Origin of the sequence: Paenibacillus melissococcoides (assembly GCA_944800085.1) — a bacterium.
Taxonomy (GTDB): domain Bacteria; phylum Bacillota; class Bacilli; order Paenibacillales; family Paenibacillaceae; genus Paenibacillus_B; species Paenibacillus_B melissococcoides.
Genome location: CALYLO010000017.1, coordinates 71,969 through 90,666 on the forward strand (window position 1 = coordinate 71,969; position 18,698 = coordinate 90,666).

Sequence of the window (18,698 nt, forward strand, 5' to 3'; positions counted from 1 at the left end):
CTACAAGCCATTACTAAATACGTAACAATAAATCCTTAAAGACTTCTTCTTCACTTCTAATGATTCTATGTAGTTTTTCACGGGAGTTAAGGAATGGTGTATTGGATAATTTTGTACCCAGTCCACTTTTAATAAAGTAAATACTGAACGTTTCCCACATTTTGATTAATTCATCTATGTTAGAAATAGCGGCTTGTAAATGCAAATTGTGGTTCTCCTGCAGTTGGATCAGAAACTTGCGTAGCAACAGTCGGGATGGGACAATTCCATTGCTTTTGATATAAAAGTAAAGCTCTTTGATGTTGGCGCGAATTTCCTCTTCTCCAAAACGTTCTAGCATAGTCGGGATGTCATTAGCAAAGGAGTAAAGTTTGTTAATATTAGAGTTTTCGCCATCAAGGTGAAATCCAATATTGCGGTGAAGTGCGTCCAGAAGAACATCCTTGGAAGTATCGATGTTTGCATTTTTTAGTGCCATATAGTCTATATCGTAAAATTCCCAGTTGATAGCACAGTAAGCTGCCTCCATTGAATTAAAGCTAACTGGGCCCTGAAAAAAAGACACCTTTGGTAACGTCGGTATATAGCAATCAGAGATATATAATTGATTGTCATCAATGCCCATAACGACAATGACGTGCCTTCTTTCATCTTTTAACTCTGTAAACACTTGATGGTAATTAAGCCCTTTCGTACTAACTAACGTAATAATGGGGATGTCGCTAGATATATACTGACGAGCTCGATTTTTAAACTCTTCCATATTATCGCAAAACGGTGCGATCGACATCGGGATTCCATAACGATTAAAAAAACGGTAGATTGCAGAATTCGAATAGTGATGTAGGATAATGTCTTTAATAGATTGCGCCTGTTCCATCGAATAATCTAGTACGAATCCATCACCTAGTAAAAACAGAGTACTGTCATCAATGGGCTTCCCCACATAAGACAGGACATTTGCAAAGGAAGTGATAATGCAAACAATTCCTGCTTCAGTTTGGTATCGATCCAACTTCATGTGAGTACTCCTTATCATCTGATTTAACAGGTATAGATACCCGCTTCATATCAATGATCGCACGTGAATTAAGCAGCCATTTTTCATTCACACAGTTCGTAAGTGGTTGACCGATTCCTGCATGTAACATCTGTATAGCTGCTTTCTGACGCATCTCCCGACGAGTTTCTTCAGCATAAAAACCTGCATGTGGCGTAAGTACTACTCGGCCATCTAGCCAAGGTTCTTTATCATGGTATGCTTTCAATAAAGGATGATCATGAGCAGGCGGCTCCTGTTCAAGTACATCTGCAGCAAAGTGCATCATATCCCCTTTTTGCATGGACTCATACACGGCATCTAGCGAGACAATTTCGCCACGCGCTGTATTAATGAGTGTAAACCCTCGTTTTGCTTTTGCTAAGATATCCTTACTAATCATTCCCCTTGTCTCTGATGTGAGTGGAGCATGTATAGAGAGTACATCTACTTGGGGAATGAGTTCGTCAAGCGTTTCTACCCTTTTGATTTGGAGCATCTTATCATACCCATCAGCCTTATAAGGATCGTAAAAAACGACGTTCATTCCAAATGCTTTTGCTCGTGCTGCCATTGACATACCAATTCGTCCAAATCCAATGATGCCTATTACTTTTCCGGTCAATCGAAATACCGGCAAGGAGATATTGGGATTCCAGCCTTGAACGGGATTGTTCTGAATATTCTCATTGTAATAGTGAATTTTACGAGCAATAGTCAGCAGCAACCCAAACGCATGATCTGCGACATCATTCGTTCCATAATCCGGTATGTGGACAACAGGAATACCTACTTTACCCGCATATTCAACATCAACGTTATCAATACCGACCCCTACTCTAACGATTACACGACATGAAGAAAGACGATCGATTGTCTGTGAATCAATTTTAAGATAGTGCCATGCCATTACAGCTGTAAGCTCAGATATATCTGAAGGCAATTCATTCACATAGCGACATTGGTAACAAGAAACTTTACCAACCGTACCGATTACGGCTTGTTCAATAGAGCTCTCCGTTAAATAATCAAGAATTCCGAACTTCATAAAGAATCACCAACACCTTGTGTTATAGGATACGGACTATTAACCTCGTCAAAACCGTTTTTACGAAGCCAGTGTTCCGTCAACGCAATGCCGTACTCATGGTCAATATCCAATCCCCCTTGTTGGTAGAGCGGAATTGACTTTCGTCCCGTCCAACGAAACGGTAAAATTCCTTCATCGAGATTCATACACTGTGGGCGTAGAATCCAAACCGAGCAGTCGCAGAAATAGCTTGGTACAGCTGTATCTCGATCACATGATGCACCGTCGATTTGATTAATATCTATATAAGGTTCAAGATAACCAATTTTATTAATTTTTTTGGCTCGTACAGGTGAATACTCATTGTATAGAGATACGGTCAAGGCACTATCTGCAGTCGAATCTTGACGCAGCTGCTCAATTCCTTTATCAATAATACCTGGAGTTATCGTAGCTGAATTACAAAATAACAAGACCATCATTTCTATTGTACCTAGTTCTTTCACGATTTCATGATATCCATGAACAACTACATCTTCAACTAGTGCTTTGTCAGTGCAAAGATCAGCTGGACGATCGATGATACTGGCTCCGTACTCCATACCTACCCTTGCAATTTCATCCCAATCCGTACTAATAAAGATAGGACCGACATGCTTAGAATTTTTAGCTGCTAGAATCGGATATGACATTAATGGGCGACCTAATATTCTCATAACGTTTTTTCCGGGTACTCCTCGGCTCCCTTTTCGGCCAATCAAAAGAACAGGTATCAATGTCTAATCCCTACCTTTCGGTTAAGTGTTTTAAGCATTTGCAAAAGCTGGATAACTCGAGCGGTATATCCCCACTCATTGTCATACCACAATACGAGTTTTACGTATTTTGCTTCAACAACTTCCAACCAATTAAGATCTACAACGGAGGAAAATGGTTCCTGTGTAAAATCAGTAGACACCAATTTTTCTTGGGATGCTCGTATATAAGGATTGCTCGCCAAAAAAAGCTGTTTCATTTCTTCTTTGCCAATTGAATCCTTCAGGACTAAGGATATGTCGGCAGAACACACAATGGATGTTGGAACTCGATAAGAGAACGCCATTAATCGATTTTTTAGTGAGGGTAATACATGCTGTAAGACAGGACCCACCGTGGTCGGCTTTGGAATTAGGGAACCAGAGCTCATCCGACCTAATTGGTAGTGTTTATACGTAGAAAATGTTTGTGACTGTGAACGAACGGGACCATCTAACACATTTTGATAGGAGAGCCAAGGATGCAGCGTTGTGATAAATACTTGTTCAATGCCCACCTTCCGTTCGATGATTTTCAGTACGGGTGCAATTGCGTTTGCATCGCAGATACTGGTTGATATAATATGATGCTGTTCAGGGTCGAAAGCTTCTTCATTTACTCCATGAATTAAGGTGAAATCAGCATGCTCACAGGTATTTGTAATCACTACATAATCAAGAGAGTGCTCCTTGCGCCATGGTTCAAGATTCATCGTGTTATGCTCTAAACCGGTAGCTTCTACAATTACCTTAACCCCTGATTCTATCCAATTCACAGCTTTGATATGCTCTTCATGACTAAACGAAATGACCCACTTTTTTTGTTCGTCTTCGATAACAATTTCTCGACAATCTGTAACAAAAACATTGGCTTTTAATGGTCCAAATAAACTATCATATTTAATTAGATACGCTATGTTCTCAATATCTGCAAACACATCATTGAGATGTACACAAGTGTCTATATTATTCTCCCATAGTTGTCGTAAAATTGTTCGACCTATCCGACCCACACCATTTATTCCAATTTTCACAGTACTCCTCCCCTTCATTAACTTCCGGTGCTTTCATATTTATTTACACCTTGTTGGAAAAACAAATAAGAAAGCCAGAATAGAGTTGCTCCCAACATGAAGCTGATTACTGGTAATAACTCAGGTGTCACAACCGACACTTCCATTTTTCCAAGTAAGAAGTCAAGCGGATAATAATTGACAAACCCAAGTGGAATCACGAATGTTAACAAAAGCTGAACCAAACGGTCATAGATTGTGATTGGAAAGAACAAGAATCTTCGGAAATCCAAAACGGTTGCCAGAACCATGTTCATACGTACAATCCAAAAGCTAAATGTACCAATAAAAACATGAATAGCTGCATATATCAGTACTGCTCCTATTAAAGTGAGTATAAACCATCCATACATGGCCAAATTCCACGGGGTTGGTGTATGTAGAAAGTAGTAGATAAAAACCGCAACTGATAGCCCCAAGTTCCCCAAAAATGTAACGTCAAACTTACGCATAATTAAATGTGAGAAGAGATTGATAGGTCTCACTAACATACCGTCCAGCTGCCCATCACGTACTAAACGTTCTAAATCCATCATCGGAGACCAAAAAAATAATCCCGCTAACGAAATAGCAAATTGATTAATATTAAATAAAAGAAGAACGTCTAAAAAGTCCCACCCTTTAATTAAATGAAATTGATTCATGAGGAGCCAAATACTTAAATACTCCGCAAATTTACGTACAATATTGGCCACCATGCTCATAAAAAAGGAGAACCGGTATTCCAAAATGGTCTTTAGGTAGATGACGATAAAATGGAAAAACATTTTCACAGCCTCATCATCCTCCCTGCACCGCTAGTTTTTTAATTCCCCTACTCCATAGTAGCCAAGCAAGCATGCTGAGGATAGCTATCCAGCCAAATTGCTGAAGGATAATAGGGAAATATTGATCCGGTGTAAATTTGTTTAAATACAAGGAAATAGGGACATAGAAAATGAGATGGAATGGAAAGAGTTCAATCCATTTTACGAATGCTTCCGGAAAAAACCACAGTGGTATCCAAGCTCCAGCCAATAACTTCATGAGTCCATCTAAAAGAAAGGCTAGTTGCCAAATTTCTGTATACCAAAAGGAAAGCAGTCCTAAACAGTATGTGAGTAGAAAATATAACAAAAATCCATTAGTACTTGCCAGAACTACAATACCAATTGAATCAGGCACTATAAATGCACCTTTAAAGATAAATAATCCGAATACACAAATAGGTGTGAACTGAAAGAATAATTTGTATGCATTCTCTGCCAAAATTTCAGTCATTAATAAGTTTACTAATCGAACAGGTCGTATTAAATCCATGGCAATTTGACCGGTCCGTATTCGTTGATTGATTTTACCTATCATCGTATTATAAATCACCATTGATAAGAACATGCTTATAAACACATACCGAACTAGATCATCAAGTGAGATAGCTCCATTGTTGGTTTGAACAACCTGCCGACCACTATAAAAAGCTTCCCATATGGAGATTTCAATATAGAGCGTTAGCATTCCAGCAAGAATAGTAAAATAAGTGTTTATTCGATAAATGGATTGTGACGTGAAAGTGTTTTTAAATATGTACCAGTACATCGCTACTGTCATTGATGGTCACCACTTCCATACTGTATACTTTTGGTGTATATATCATGGATGATTTGTTCGGTGTCCTTTTTTTCAACACGATAATTGATTACTTTATATTTTTGCATAACAATGCTGAGAATATCTAAGGTGGATATTACACGGGTATCGTAGAGAAAAATCCATTTGTCTCCCTCCCTCTTGATTTCAACGACTGCTTGAAAATCTTGTTTCATAACCTCAACTTCTACTGTTTCCTCTAATGAAAGGATCATTTTTTCGCTATACCCGCTTAGCTCGTTTAATCGCTCAATATTGTTATCAAACACTTTTATTCCCTTATCAATAACAATGATTCGCGAACAAAGTTCTTCCAAGTCACCAATATCATGTGTGGTCAACATAATAGTTGTTTTGTATTTCACATTGATTTCTTTAATAAACTCCCGAATTTTACGTTTTGCAACAATATCAAGACCGATGGTTGGTTCATCTAAATACACCATCGAAGGATTATGCAAAAGTGCAGCACATATCTCCGCGCGCATTTTTTGTCCTAAACTCAAATTGCGAACAGGGACATGTAGTAATTCATCTAATGCGAGGATCTCCTTAAACATTCCTAATCGATAATTGAAATCCTCAGCCTCGACTTTGTACATATGACGCAACATTTGGAAAGAATCTTCGACAGGGATATCCCACCACAGTTGTGTCCGTTGCCCGAAAACAACTCCTATTTGCTTAGCATGTTCCCTTCGATTCTGGTACGGGATAAATCCATTTACTAAAACCGTACCTGCGGTAGGGACCATAATGCCACACATCATTTTGATTGTGGTTGATTTCCCCGCTCCATTCGGCCCGATGTAACCAACAATTTCTCCTTTATTCACCTGAAACGAAACATCTTTTATCGCCTCTACCGTTTCATATTCGCGATGAAATAACCCCGAAATGGTTTGCATTACTCCTTTTCTACGTTTAGGGATTTGATAGTTCTTTTTGAGGCCATCAACCTGAATAAAGTTCACTCAAAGCCACTTCCAATCACTTTAAAATGACGTTTTCTTTTAACTTCAAGAGCATAGCAATCTCTTCGCTGACAACTACTTGCGGATGGTTAGAAATCAGCGAACGAAAAGCCTGCTTTTCTGCATCTTGAGGATGATAGATATGATGCAATTCGTTCAGCGTCACGTTATTGTATAGTTCTCGGCTAAAATAGTAGACTCCGTCAGGGTGAGAACCATCAAAGAAGTTAAAACCTATCAGGATAATCTTTTCTATCTGAAGATGTTTAAGAATACAGTACAACGAAGTAAGACCAGTTGTAGGATTGCGACCTGTTTGATCATCTATTGGTATATTCAGCATGTGATACAGTTCATCAAAGTCGTCCTCATGTATGAAAACAGTGTTTATTTTTTTCAACTGCTGAAAATTTCGTAATATTTTACCTAATGCTACATTGTAAGCATGTTTTTGTGATGGTGGGCGGGAAACCAGGATTGCCTTGACGCCATCTCTCTCTAACTCGTTCAATGTTTTTGGATTCAAATAGTTGCTAATGTATAAATCGGTTCGGCTCCCCACATCATTCTGATACCCAGCAATTTGGTATTGGTTCATGCGGCATACCACGTCACAATTGTCGATAATAGCCCCCAACATGCTATTTTTTACTGAAGGGGCGTTTCCGACAATAGCTATGCTTTTCGTATGGCCAAAACATTGAGTAAACCAATTCGTAGTAAATTCCTTAAACACCGTTCTGGCTCCCTCTTTTCAACTTGAATAAGAAAAACCTTCGCTAATAATTTTTTTCATAATCTCTTCTGTGCCCCCAGCAATCGATTGCGCGACTGCATCATTATGTACGCGAAGAATGTCCAGATTCGTAATGTCGCCTGTAACCGTACGAGCCCCAAAAAGCTTGGCTAAAAACGTGCTTATCTGAATCAGATGAGAGATGGATTTGTACTTAGCAATAGCAACGTCTTGGTGTTGCAATCGTTTTTCTTTCAGATATAATTGTTTAAGTGTATCTACAAAAGCAGCTGTAAGCCGTGAGTTTGCTTCATGTTCTGCGAATGAATAACTGACAAACTGAAATGACATGATGGACTCACGCCCATTGTTTCGTTTGCGAGCCCATTCTACACCTTCTCTCATTAATACCTCACACATTTCCTGACATAAAACAGCATTAGCAAAGCGTTCAACAGACAAACCTCTAAGGATAGCTAGTGAGGCGTGTCGAAGCCCGCCCAATAAATCCTCACGAGTAACCTGGATCTTATTAAAATGAACTTCCCCTAAATCAAGCGCCTGCATAGCACGACGGTTTTCAATTGGTGCTACGGTGATTCCCTCTCGATCTCTTTCAAGTAGGAAAATAGCAAGACCATTCTCACCTTTCTCTTCAAGGCGAGCGACAACCAGGAAAAAATCAGCGATAGAAGCTGAAGTGATAAACTTCTTTACACCTGTAAGAACATAACCCTGTTCCGCCGGCGTAGCTTTAGCACGAATCAAGTTAATATCACTTCCCCCGTGCTCCTCAGTGAGGCAGAATGCTCCTATTTTATCGCCATTAATTAAGGGTTGGAGGTATTTATGTTTTTGTAGTGAAGAACCATACTGCTGTACAAAATGAAGAATAACATCTGCTTGCAACCAAAAAGGAATATCCAACAGGAGATGTTTCCCTAGTTCCTCCATTACAATTAGTGAATATTGTCGGTCACCGAAGCCTCCAAACTCTATGTTTCCAGCACCTTTGAACAAACCGGCGGCACCCGCTTCATTCCACATCTGCTTTAGATGTGTACGTGATTTCGATAAGCTCGAGTAATTTTTGATTACAACTTCTTTCAAAAAGCAGCTTACATCCATTCGGTACTCTTCATATGTTGGATTCATTTTCATTTTGTTTCCTTTTGCCTGTTTAGAATTTTCGATAATTCATTATTGAAAAAATGGGTTGCTTTCTTTTCTTGATTTATTCCTTCCTTTACTATGTCAGGCCATCCGTTTGAATCAATGCCGTATTGCGACAAAAAAGCAAAAAACATTCGTTCGAGTCCAATTCCTATGCACCCTGTGTAGATATATTGATCTTCTGCACGATTTTTGTACAAGCGGAATTTTTGTGATAGAAATTGGTTATGAAAGTTAAAAGATCCGACCGCGATCGTTTCTTCTTGATTAAGACGTAATTGCAGTTCATATTTGGAGCCTAGCATTTTTTGAATATTCACTCGTTTCGCCGTATCATCTACTAGGAAAAAAGGATCAGTAGCGGTTTCACAAAACCCTCGCAATCCTATAGCCTCCATTAATATAGTCGCCACTTTACGATATTCTTCAATCGACCTGCGAACATACTCATAGTCTCCAAGAAAAACGGTTTCTCGAATGGTGAAATCCCATAATCGCTGTAGTGGCTTATGATATTGGTTTTCAAAACGGAATGACTTTCCACGCGCTGTCACCGCTTTATTTTCTGTAAACTCGGAATTTTCAAACATGCTGTAGACGTAATAACACATAGTCGGCGGTAAACTATAATTGGTTTCACACACATACTTTAGAAGACGTTGTGAAACATCTTCTACTGATTTAGCATCCTCGAATTCCTTCCGGAATTCATCAAAGTTGTCAACAGTATTTTTCAAACGAACAGCAAACATTAAAAGATTTGGAAACGAATCAAAATATCCTACCTTTTTTAATACAGAGGTTTGAAGTAACGTTGGGAAGCGGTAGTTTTCAGCCCCAAATACGTGTCTTGAAACCCCTTCGAATAATCGGTCAAATAACTCAAATAGGGCAATAAAAGGCTCTTTGATACTTACTTGACCTTCACCGTGGATATGTACATATCCACGGTGAATTAATTCATCAAGAATATTCTTGCTTTGTCCGGCCTGCATATTATCAAAGTCCCAAACACGCTTAATTTCAATATTTTTAAGCCCGATAATATCTCTTTTCACAACGAATTCGAGATGCTTGAGAATTTGTTGTATATTCGCACCATTCTTAAGAAACAAGGTGATTCCTAAAACCTCGGTTTCATTGGCGTCTAATTCAAAATGGAGTATGTCTTCGGAAATATAAAGTATCTTCTTATATATCTCCATCTGTAAGTTGTTTTGAAACGGTGTGACAAACTCCATATAAATAGGGTTTTCAGTTCCACAATATTCACACATGAATTAGTTCCCTACTCCCTTTGTATTAACAATTTCATTTTTTTTCACTTGCATTTGGTCCTGATTATACAAATTAAAGCCGTGTTTACGTGTCTGGAAATACGATTTAATCATCTTCTTCGTTTGCATTGTACTGTAAAACATGGAAGACATATTCCCAACCCAATAGCCATGTTCTTTTGGAATAACCAATTGATCTTTCGTTTCAATGAGCATGCCTGCTTCGATTAGCTGATCGATTTTTTCACGATGCCGTTCAAGAGCAGCCGCTTCATTTTTGTTTAGGTGCATAAAGTTCGGGAACATGACGATCGTCCGATTCTCCATCTCTTCTTGCGAAACCTCTTGAGAAACACTAATACCGTTTCCCTTTTCTTTGACGCCATTCACATACTTCTCCATATCCGCGTAGTTCTTATATACATAGCCGTCAATAATTCCACGTGAGGAAGGACCAATTCCAATGGTGCTCCCACCATAGTCACGATTATTACCAAGCTGAATACTTAAGGTATTGTGAGGTGCGGTACGACGTTTTGAAATCGTGTTACCCATTATTGCATGTATGTCATCACGTGATTTTAAGAACTGATAGATCATCTGGTAAGCATTTTCCTTTTCGGGATTAATAAAATCATCCCACAGTCCCCGCTGCTTATATCGATGATAAAGCTTTGTTTCCGGAAAGACGTTTAAACTATACAAATCAATCGCCGTTACACCAAGTTCAAACGCTTTATCAATGTTTTGAATGACATCTTCGGGATTCTGTTCTGGATAGTTGTACATTAAATCGATGTTGAAGTCCGTTAATCCTGTTTTATGAAATTCCGCGCACAGCTCTTCAAATTTCTCAATTTTACCTACCAAGCCATATTTTCGTCGTAACTCTGGCGTAAAGGTTTGGACACCAAACGATACACGGTTAAAACCCATACAGGCCAATCGGGAGACACATTCAAAATCATCGATAATTAAAGAGTCCATTGTCCCTTCTATTGAAACCAAGCTACACTTACTCAAGTCAAAGTTTTTTCGTAGAGCTTCAAGAATCCGTTTCATGTAATGTTCCGGTAATATTGTAGGCGTCCCCCCGCCAAATTGAATTCCAGAAATCCTTTTGAGCCTTTCTGGAAGCCTTGATCCGTAATACTCAATCTCCTGTTCGACGCTACTCACGTATGCCTCGACTTCCTCCTCGGAAGTCGTTCCCCAAATCAACTTAAAATAATTACAAAAAACACATATCGATTTGCAATAAGGAACATGAATATATATGCTGGTTTCGTTGTTGTACATTCTTTCATTTTGCAAATAGCTTCTAAAGCGGTTTTCATCATGGGTGTCTTGAAATATACAGACCTGTGGGTAATCGTAATGCTCTGTTTCTTTTTTCTTAAACACGGTTAACCTCCCGTAATTTAATTAATATATTTATGAACAAGAGCAACAATCGAATTGATCGTTTGAAAGTTTTCCATCTCAAACTCATGATCTTGAATCTCAAATCCGAACTTAGACTCAAGAAAATTGATTAAGTTCATAACGCCAAGAGAATCAATTAACCCTCCCTCTAAAATATTCATCTCATCTGTCAAATTTACATTTTTCTCTGCAACAACTTCCGCTAAATAATGAATTACTACTTCATGAACATTGTCGTGAGCTTTAATATTTTCCATCGTTATAACCTCTCTTTTCAGAAATGAATTATAAAATTGATTCATTGAAGCCTACCAAAATTGCGGATATATTCTAGGTAACACCCCCTTTAAAGAATCTACCGTCTACAATTTAAGAATTAGTGCTTCACACTTTGTAAGACTTATTTCTTCGTCTAGTGCAATCTCCTTCAGCTTTTTTATCATTCGAGCTAGCATAGCTTGCTTACTTACATCATTTTTCATAAATGATGATTTAAAAATCATATTAGTTGCTACAGTCCAATCTTGTCCGAGTTGGAAATATGATTCTGCCAAATCGATTAGCTTTGCTTCGAGTACGGACGAATTTCTAAGAAAATGTGCATAACGATAACGGCTAGTAGCCATACGAGACAAAATGGTACCTAATTCAAAAAGTGAAGATTTTGCAAGGCAAGCAGAGTTATTAACAAAGGACTCAAGATTTACGATAAATTGATGTAATCCAGGTATACCAACAATGACTTTTGTCGATCTAGGCAAATTTTCAAGTTCTCTCATTTTTTCGATCTTCGAGCATTCTTGATTCACTTCAACATTCCGTCGAATAACATTGAATATAGAATCTCGACATATATGTCCTACCGCTTCTTCTGCATGAAGGGTAAAAAAGTGCCGATTAAACTGTATATCCTGAGTTTATTGTAATAATACGCTGTCTGAAATCTCCTGCTTTATGTTATAGGAATCATCAACGATGTTGATCATATTCTTGGTAAAATCTATGGCTGTAATATAATGAAGGGTATGCCGATCTTGATAGTGGAGGGAAAATGGCAGATAAAAAGGGTCTACACCAATTAATACGGGTTCGTTCTGCTTTATCCAGCTTCGAATTAATGTAAGGAATAGTTCTGGTTGCTCTATCTTATGTTTTTTAATACGAATTTTATGTCCAAAATAGAGTTCTTCTGTGATGTTCATAAAGCGGCTACGAATAAGTGGTAAACTGTTGTTTTCACCCTCGTAGTATACGATTGCACATTGCTTATAGACACTTTGATAATTCGTAAAACCTTTATACCTTAAAATGTTACTTATCGCCAAAGTAAAACAATCATCCCCTTCGATCTTATCATTGAATGGTACCATTTCACACAGCTTCATTCTTTAGCTTCTCCTTCCAATGTAATTGCAAATATATGCATGGATGGATTATCGACAAATGAAATTTGATTAAAATCCCCCCCTCCACTAATATTTATGACTTGATACCAAATGGTTGAGCGAAGCCCTTTTACTAACCCGCCTTGAGTAGAAGAATGAATTCCTTCGCACTGAAAAGCGATTAATTCTTGATAAGTCGGAGATGCTTTTGTCCAATCCGTAAGCTTTAAATGAACCGATTGCATTTCGTTAGTACCTTTAAGTTGCAGTGGACAACTATACGAACCGTTATCCGCCGCTCCAAGAATATGAATTTTAATATATGTCTGTAGAGGAACAGATATTACTTGTTCGTTCAGTTCCATATTGTCGAAAGTACCTGAAGAAAGATAAAATGGGATGTCATGCACGGTAACAATTCGGTCAAGTGTAGGTAGTTGTTCTGCTGGATAAGATGAACCCATTCCAGTAAAGTTAGCTACTTCAATTTCTTCTAGATGTGAGATTCCTTTGTTAGAGTAAAAATCAGTTAAGTCAATATTATAGTATCTCATTACCCATCTCCCTTAAACATTATCTTATTTTGAATAAATATTTATATTAGGGATTATTTGTGATATTGTGGTTCTATTCATAAATATTCAAAAATCATATACATAAAACCGCTTTTTTCACGTATTTAAGTTATAAAATAATGTTTTAAAAGTCCAGCGGTATGATGTCAAGTCCCTGATTGATGAGAATTGGAAAATTTCCTTGGCGTGCAGCAGGATCAATCCCAAAAAAGGCATCACCAAACTAGACCCAGTCGAAAATTAAGTAAAATACCATAATTTAACTGGGAATTAGAGAAGAAAATTCATGAGCCAAGGCATTATTGCTCTGTCGGCTTCACCTTCCTTCTGGGCGTATAGAGTTGGTCGTTGCGTAGCAGCACATCGACCAGACGCACAAGTTTTCTTGCCGTTAAGACGAGGGCACGTTTGTGTTGATGCTTAGGGACTTCATTGAATTTCTTCCGGTAGTACTCCCCGAATTCCGGGTCGCGGTTTTTTACCGAGTTGGCAGCTTCAACAAGGTAGTAGCGAAGGAATCGGTTGCCGGAACGAATGCGCTTTGTATCTTCCGCCTCGAAGGAGCCGGATTGGTGCTTGCGCCACGTCAGACCCGCATACTTGGCCAAGGCGGCTTGATCCGTGAAGCGGTCGATGTCGCCGATCTCGGCCAGGATGCCTGCGGCATAGACCCGATCAATGCCCGGAATGGAACGGAGGCACTGGCTGCTGGAAATGCCGTCTAAAATGCGCTCAATCGCCTTGTCGAGCTCTTTAAGCTGACTCTGGATGCTCCGGATCGACTGAATTGAGGTGCCCAGCACCAAATCAATGGAATCCTCGACAACCTTCGAGAGACGGTACGAGGCCCGAGCCGCCTTTTGAATACAGCGGGCGACGTGTTCGGGATCGGGGAAACGATTTCTCCCCTTGTCCTTGAGATAGTCAGCCAAACGGGCGACATCCATATTCGCCATCTCATCCAGACTATACTTTTCCGAGAGCATTTCCATGATGGCATGGCCGAACACGGAACTGTCCACCTCCGCGCGAAAAGCATTGCACTTGTAGAACAGATTTTGCAAAAAGTATTGCTTCTCGCGGGTAAGGTTGTGTACGAGATGGAATCGCATGCGAGTGAGCCGCTGCAAGGCGATGTACTGTTCCTGCATCACGATAGTCGTCGTGAGTCTGCCAAAACGCAGGCGGTCTGCAATGATCCAGGCATCGATGCGATCGGTTTTGTCCAGGTCGGCATAAGCGTCTTTGAATTTGTTAATCAGCTTCGGATTAATGGTGAACACCTTGGCATTCAATTGTTGAAGGGCCTCATCTTCATGCAAGTACATGGCTGGATGCCAGCTGTAGACGGATGTGGCTTCAAGCCCGATATGAACCTCAGAGCAGGCTGTCTTGACCGCAGCAGAAATGATGCGATCCCGCAAGTAAGAGGCGCCGTGCAGATTGTTGGTGGTCTTGAAGGTCTCCAGGGTGTCGCCATCCGATTTCATCAAACAGGCTTCCAGTTCTTCGGAACTGACGTCAATACCGACAAAAAGCTTCAAGAGAATTCCTCCTTTCTATAAGGGATTCAGGGAACGGACTCTCCGGACTGTCTCCGGCGCACTCGCCGATCAATCACCCTCGCATATGAGAACACGCTTCGGTTCATGAGCTGCCCCGACGCTGCTACAGTCGGGCATGAGTTGCCGAAGGGAACAGCCAGCGGGTAAGAAGTGCAAGCGAGTACCGGAGAAACAGACTTAAAAAGTAGATTGGACTACAGGAGGGAGACGAATTTCCCCGAATGGAACCCTAAGTTCCATTGTCCAGAGACATTCCGGAAAGTCCAGTCCCCATATTAATTTTCAATGTGCAAGCTGGAAATTTTGAAGGCATTCTATGTTCCTATAAAGGACTGGAAAAAGACTCAAAACTGCCTTCAGGAAATACTATACGAGGAGTGTCTAGTATGCGACCTAACAAACGGATTGGTTTGATTGTCCCTGCTGGAAACACTACATTAGAGCCAGACTTTTACTATTTCCTCTCTCCATATGCGACTATTCATGCAACACGCATCGCAGGCCCAGTTGGTGTTGAATCCGAAGAAGGAATTGATGCATTTAATGAACAGGTTGAACGCGCTATACAAGAGTTATCTCGTGCTCAAGTAGATGTGATTGTGTACGGATTTACAACTGGAAGCTTTTATCGAGAAATGAACTACTGCCAAGCATTGATTAGAAATATACAGAGCATAGCTGGTATACCTGTTGTAACACCATCGACTGCGATTATTAAAGCGCTACATGATATCAATGCGAAGCGAATATTTATCACAACTCCCTATACCAAGTGGAACAATGAAGTTTTGTTGAAGTTCTTATTGGGAACTGAATTTGATGTTATTGGACTTCAGGGAGATGATCGTCTGCCTAAACAAGCTATTTTGAAGCCCATGTGGAATCAGGAGCCAGAAGAAATCATTACAAGTATTTTAGCTTTGTCCATACCTACAGTAGATGCTTTAATTTGTCCGTGTACTGCTTGGCGTACCTTAGAAGTTCTTGGTCAACTTGAAGAACAAATGCAAACGAACATAATAACAGCCAATCAAGCAGCGATTTGGGAAACAATTAATTTATTAGGATATGAAGTATCAATAAAAAATATTAAAAAACTACACAATCCCTCATAATTTTCAAAAATCCTCATACATGATCCGATGAAAATAACAACAAAGAACCCTTTGCTTGTCATTGATGAAAGGGTTCTTTGTTGTCTTATGCATAATTTTAAATGTGTTTGACGACAGAAGAGGTAGCCCTAATGGAGTTAGACCGTTTTGAGGAGATCTGTGGCGGCAAATACCCACTTTATCGTGCGTTCCTGGCGAAACAACTGGGCAGAACATCCCACCTTCTTCAAGTACCCGCCAGAAATTCGAAAGCTGATCTACACAATCAATATGATCGAAAGCTACCACCGCCAACTCCGTAAAGTCACGAAGGGAAAGAGCATTTTCCCCACAGATGAGTCCTTGCTCAAAATGCTCTACCTGGCCACCATGGATGTCACCCGCAAATTGACGGGGCGCTTGGTTTTGGTTCTGATGCAGCAAAAGCCATTGGTGTGAATGCTGCAAACGCCATACTTACATTTAATAATGATGCGATCAATTTCTTCTCAAACAAATCTCCTCCTTGAAATTGTTTAGGTAAAGATTTCTCTTCAAAATTGAAAGTAGACATTACATCATGTTTATGCGGAGGAAATCAATATGTAATTATACATTATCTCTATCTATTGATGATATAAAGAGCATCTTCATCAGTAATACTATACCATATATGGAGATATTTAGCAAGATCATAGATTCATAGAATTTTCACTTGATTTCTTGAAAATAGTACTTTGTTCCTTCTCTGAAACTCAAAAAGATAAAGGTCTAGCTCTTGACTCAATCTCACAACATCGTCGTCTGTAAAGCTATTTTTTTCATTTGCTGTTTTTATTAATTGGTGTCGGATACTTTCGATTCTTTCAAGTAAATAATCATGTTTTTCATAGCAAAAATAAAATGGTTCTATTGTTGGAACACCCTTTCGTATTTTATCAGCTTAAATGGTGGGCACCCACTCTCTACAATCAGTATAATATAAGTCGCACCAAATCCCATTAAATAGTATTACAGGAAACGTAGGGAACAAAAATAACAAATAAAAAAGAGTACCGAATTGGTACTCTTACCATGGAAAAATGCCGCCACTATTTCCCATTGCCGCTGCGCTCGTAGTTACCACAACGATTGCCGAGAAAACGAGACCACTGTATAGTTTTGCTATGAAACGCTTCACACCAATCCCTCCAATTTATTTTCTTTAGCTGCACTGCGTTCATAATACGTCTTCAGTTTTTCCAGTGTGGACATTGACATGGTAACGTTTTGTTGCAGGTGGATACACACGATTTGGTTGGTGCATTCTTTTTCCTGAACCGTATCGTTCACTCTTGAGAAATGAAACGCGCCTTCCAGGTATTCGGATACTCCCTTATCTAGTTCGCCCACGGAAACAAAATATGCAGCTCGATGATAATAATATTCAGCTAACTGTGAAATGGTGTTAGGATTATTCGTGCTGATGGATTCCGTGCATATAGGGTAGTCAATCAACTGTCTGGCCTCATCTAATTGGTTTTTTTGCAAATATAAGGGCATTAGCTGATTAATAGCATGAAGTGCTGCATCCTGACTGCACGTTTCCAGAAATGTTCTAAGCTGTGTAATAGCTAAATCTGAGTTTCCCTTTTTAGCGCTTATTAATGCTGACATAAGCACTGCATTTACTTTTATGTCTGGGTAATCGTATTGCATATAAAGCGATAAAAAATATTCAGACCTCTCGTAGTCTTCAAGGTAGAAATAAGAATTACACAATATGCCGAGTGCGTTTACGTAATACAAATCCTCTATACCTGCTTCTTGAAGAACATTTAAACAGAGATTAATGCTTTGTCTATATACAAATAAATTGAACGCATGGATACCTAATTTGTAATACAAAGTGCTTCTCTCTTCGCTGGTTAAAAAATCAACGAATTGAACGATATGTTTACCACTTTCGTAAACGTCCCGGAGCCGGGAAAAGTCGTCTCGTTCAATAAGATATACCTGAAATAACCCCTTAGCCAAAAAAGGCATGATGCCATGGTCGCGAGAATAGTCAACGATGAGTTGATACAAGGCTAATTTAATCTCCTTATTTTCCACGCTGTCCGTGAAGGCATAGAGCCGTTCAACCAAGGCATGACTATCGTCACTAGTCGATTCTAAAAATTTCCTACCTACTTTTTTCACCAGATCAGCAGTACCCGAATGCTGAATCACGTCCTCCAATACGAAGAGGAGGGTATCTGCCCTTTTGTCAACGGTTATGTGTAGTTCGACCAAAGTCTCTAACGGTATCTGTAATGTGTCTGCAAGCGGACGGATGGTCATATATTCTGGCCTTTTAATGTCCCCGTTTTCGATTTTTGATATCGTACCTTTATGAAAACCTGTCAATTCAGCTAATTGCGATAAAGTCATGCCCCTATTCTGTCTGTAGCGTTGTATTAATTCCCCAATGGACAATACTTGTGCCACCCTATACGCACCTTCTCCCTATTTCAATAATTGACCACCTATATATTACCATGTTATATACGAAATGCAAACAATTCTTAACGAATTATCCATTTTGTGCAAATGTAAACATCTAAAAAAGACGAACACTCAAACAGACTTCAGCCGCAATCCGTTCGGCGCAGGCGGCCGTGACATGTCGCTAGCCATCCGATTAGGCACCTGTGCCAGCACTCCCTACGCTGCGTACACCTTCTCAGATTCCGTTTCCCCGGGCGATATGACCGTGGCTCGCTGCTTCCATAATGTCGCCCACCTTCGTCACTACGCATCGGCGTAGAGTTCGTGGATGTTCTTCACATATCTGCCCCCGCAGACACCTCGTTAGGTTCGCGTGCATAAAACTCTCTATTGCCCATCAATTTTCCTAGCATGCACCCGGAAACCGTCACCACGAGACATTCCTTTTTTCATCCGTGCATGG

Annotated in this window: 19 protein-coding genes and 1 pseudogene; 2 read left to right on the plus strand and 18 right to left on the minus strand. The window is 39.6% G+C overall.

The features are described from left to right. Positions 1 to 13: 13 nt before the first annotated feature. From OCY70_RS33750 to OCY70_RS33825, 16 genes are all read right to left on the minus strand, one after another. Positions 14 to 1,021, minus strand: a complete 1,008-nt coding sequence (locus OCY70_RS33750; protein ID WP_213428011.1) for a BtrH N-terminal domain-containing protein — start codon at positions 1,019 to 1,021, stop codon at positions 14 to 16. After that, a complete protein-coding gene (locus OCY70_RS33755; RefSeq protein WP_213428012.1) occupies positions 996 to 2,087 on the minus strand; it encodes a C-terminal binding protein in 1,092 nt (363 codons plus the stop codon). The genes OCY70_RS33750 and OCY70_RS33755 overlap by 26 nt, the downstream gene beginning before the upstream one ends. After that, entirely contained in the window at positions 2,084 to 2,845 is a 762-nt protein-coding gene (locus OCY70_RS33760; protein WP_306433927.1) for an acylneuraminate cytidylyltransferase family protein, read from the minus strand. The genes OCY70_RS33755 and OCY70_RS33760 overlap by 4 nt, the downstream gene beginning before the upstream one ends. Beyond that, a complete protein-coding gene (locus tag OCY70_RS33765) occupies positions 2,842 to 3,897 on the minus strand; it encodes a glyceraldehyde 3-phosphate dehydrogenase NAD-binding domain-containing protein (RefSeq protein ID WP_213428014.1) in 1,056 nt (351 codons plus the stop codon). The genes OCY70_RS33760 and OCY70_RS33765 overlap by 4 nt, the downstream gene beginning before the upstream one ends. Before the next feature lie 17 nt (positions 3,898 to 3,914). After that, positions 3,915 to 4,703 (minus strand): ABC transporter permease, encoded by a 789-nt coding sequence (locus OCY70_RS33770; protein ID WP_249724997.1) that lies wholly within the window; start codon positions 4,701 to 4,703, stop codon positions 3,915 to 3,917. A 13-nt stretch (positions 4,704 to 4,716) separates the two neighbouring features. After that, positions 4,717 to 5,523, minus strand: a complete 807-nt coding sequence (locus OCY70_RS33775; RefSeq protein WP_213428016.1) for an ABC transporter permease — start codon at positions 5,521 to 5,523, stop codon at positions 4,717 to 4,719. Further along, positions 5,520 to 6,536 (minus strand): ABC transporter ATP-binding protein, encoded by a 1,017-nt coding sequence (locus tag OCY70_RS33780; protein WP_213428017.1) that lies wholly within the window; start codon positions 6,534 to 6,536, stop codon positions 5,520 to 5,522. The genes OCY70_RS33775 and OCY70_RS33780 overlap by 4 nt, the downstream gene beginning before the upstream one ends. Before the next feature lie 16 nt (positions 6,537 to 6,552). Continuing rightward, positions 6,553 to 7,272: a glycosyltransferase family 29 protein gene (locus OCY70_RS33785; RefSeq protein WP_213428018.1), complete on the minus strand. Its 720-nt coding sequence runs from the start codon at positions 7,270 to 7,272 to the stop codon at positions 6,553 to 6,555. An 18-nt stretch (positions 7,273 to 7,290) separates the two neighbouring features. Then, positions 7,291 to 8,433, minus strand: coding sequence for an acyl-CoA dehydrogenase family protein (locus OCY70_RS33790; protein ID WP_213428019.1), 1,143 nt, complete (start codon positions 8,431 to 8,433; stop codon positions 7,291 to 7,293). After that, the gene (locus OCY70_RS33795) at positions 8,430 to 9,722 is read right to left on the minus strand and encodes an aminoacyl--tRNA ligase-related protein (RefSeq protein WP_213428020.1); all 1,293 of its coding nucleotides are present in this window, start codon (positions 9,720 to 9,722) and stop codon (positions 8,430 to 8,432) included. The genes OCY70_RS33790 and OCY70_RS33795 overlap by 4 nt, the downstream gene beginning before the upstream one ends. Positions 9,723 to 9,725: 3 nt before the next feature. Further along, complete coding sequence (locus tag OCY70_RS33800) at positions 9,726 to 11,126, minus strand: coproporphyrinogen-III oxidase family protein (protein WP_261948931.1); 1,401 nt, start codon at positions 11,124 to 11,126, stop codon at positions 9,726 to 9,728. Positions 11,127 to 11,143: 17 nt separating this feature from the next. Beyond that, positions 11,144 to 11,404: an acyl carrier protein gene (locus OCY70_RS33805; protein WP_213430876.1), complete on the minus strand. Its 261-nt coding sequence runs from the start codon at positions 11,402 to 11,404 to the stop codon at positions 11,144 to 11,146. A gap of 105 nt (positions 11,405 to 11,509) precedes the next feature. Further along, a complete protein-coding gene (locus OCY70_RS33810) occupies positions 11,510 to 11,926 on the minus strand; it encodes a hypothetical protein (protein WP_261948932.1) in 417 nt (138 codons plus the stop codon). 138 nt (positions 11,927 to 12,064) lie between these two features. Beyond that, positions 12,065 to 12,532 carry a BtrH N-terminal domain-containing protein gene (locus tag OCY70_RS33815; RefSeq protein WP_261948933.1) on the minus strand — a complete coding sequence of 156 codons (468 nt, stop codon included), beginning with the start codon at positions 12,530 to 12,532 and terminating at the stop codon, positions 12,065 to 12,067. After that, the gene (locus OCY70_RS33820; protein WP_213430878.1) at positions 12,529 to 13,086 is read right to left on the minus strand and encodes a hypothetical protein; all 558 of its coding nucleotides are present in this window, start codon (positions 13,084 to 13,086) and stop codon (positions 12,529 to 12,531) included. The genes OCY70_RS33815 and OCY70_RS33820 overlap by 4 nt, the downstream gene beginning before the upstream one ends. Positions 13,087 to 13,406: 320 nt before the next feature. Continuing rightward, positions 13,407 to 14,651 (minus strand): IS110 family transposase, encoded by a 1,245-nt coding sequence (locus OCY70_RS33825; RefSeq protein ID WP_261944499.1) that lies wholly within the window; start codon positions 14,649 to 14,651, stop codon positions 13,407 to 13,409. A gap of 407 nt (positions 14,652 to 15,058) precedes the next feature. On the opposite strand from OCY70_RS33825, the gene OCY70_RS33830 reads away from it, so the two are divergent. Then, complete coding sequence (locus OCY70_RS33830) at positions 15,059 to 15,787, plus strand: maleate cis-trans isomerase family protein (protein WP_261948934.1); 729 nt, start codon at positions 15,059 to 15,061, stop codon at positions 15,785 to 15,787. 113 nt (positions 15,788 to 15,900) lie between these two features. After that, a pseudogene (locus OCY70_RS33835) lies at positions 15,901 to 16,225 on the plus strand (transposase); the annotation flags it as partial. A gap of 241 nt (positions 16,226 to 16,466) precedes the next feature. On the opposite strand, the gene OCY70_RS33840 reads toward OCY70_RS33835, so the two are convergent. Together OCY70_RS33840 and OCY70_RS33845 are read right to left on the minus strand one after the other, a co-directional pair. Further along, positions 16,467 to 16,700 (minus strand): aspartyl-phosphate phosphatase Spo0E family protein, encoded by a 234-nt coding sequence (locus OCY70_RS33840; protein ID WP_315973956.1) that lies wholly within the window; start codon positions 16,698 to 16,700, stop codon positions 16,467 to 16,469. Between the two features lie 242 nt (positions 16,701 to 16,942). Next, positions 16,943 to 18,235 carry a helix-turn-helix domain-containing protein gene (locus tag OCY70_RS33845; protein WP_213430912.1) on the minus strand — a complete coding sequence of 431 codons (1,293 nt, stop codon included), beginning with the start codon at positions 18,233 to 18,235 and terminating at the stop codon, positions 16,943 to 16,945. Positions 18,236 to 18,698: the final 463 nt, after the last annotated feature.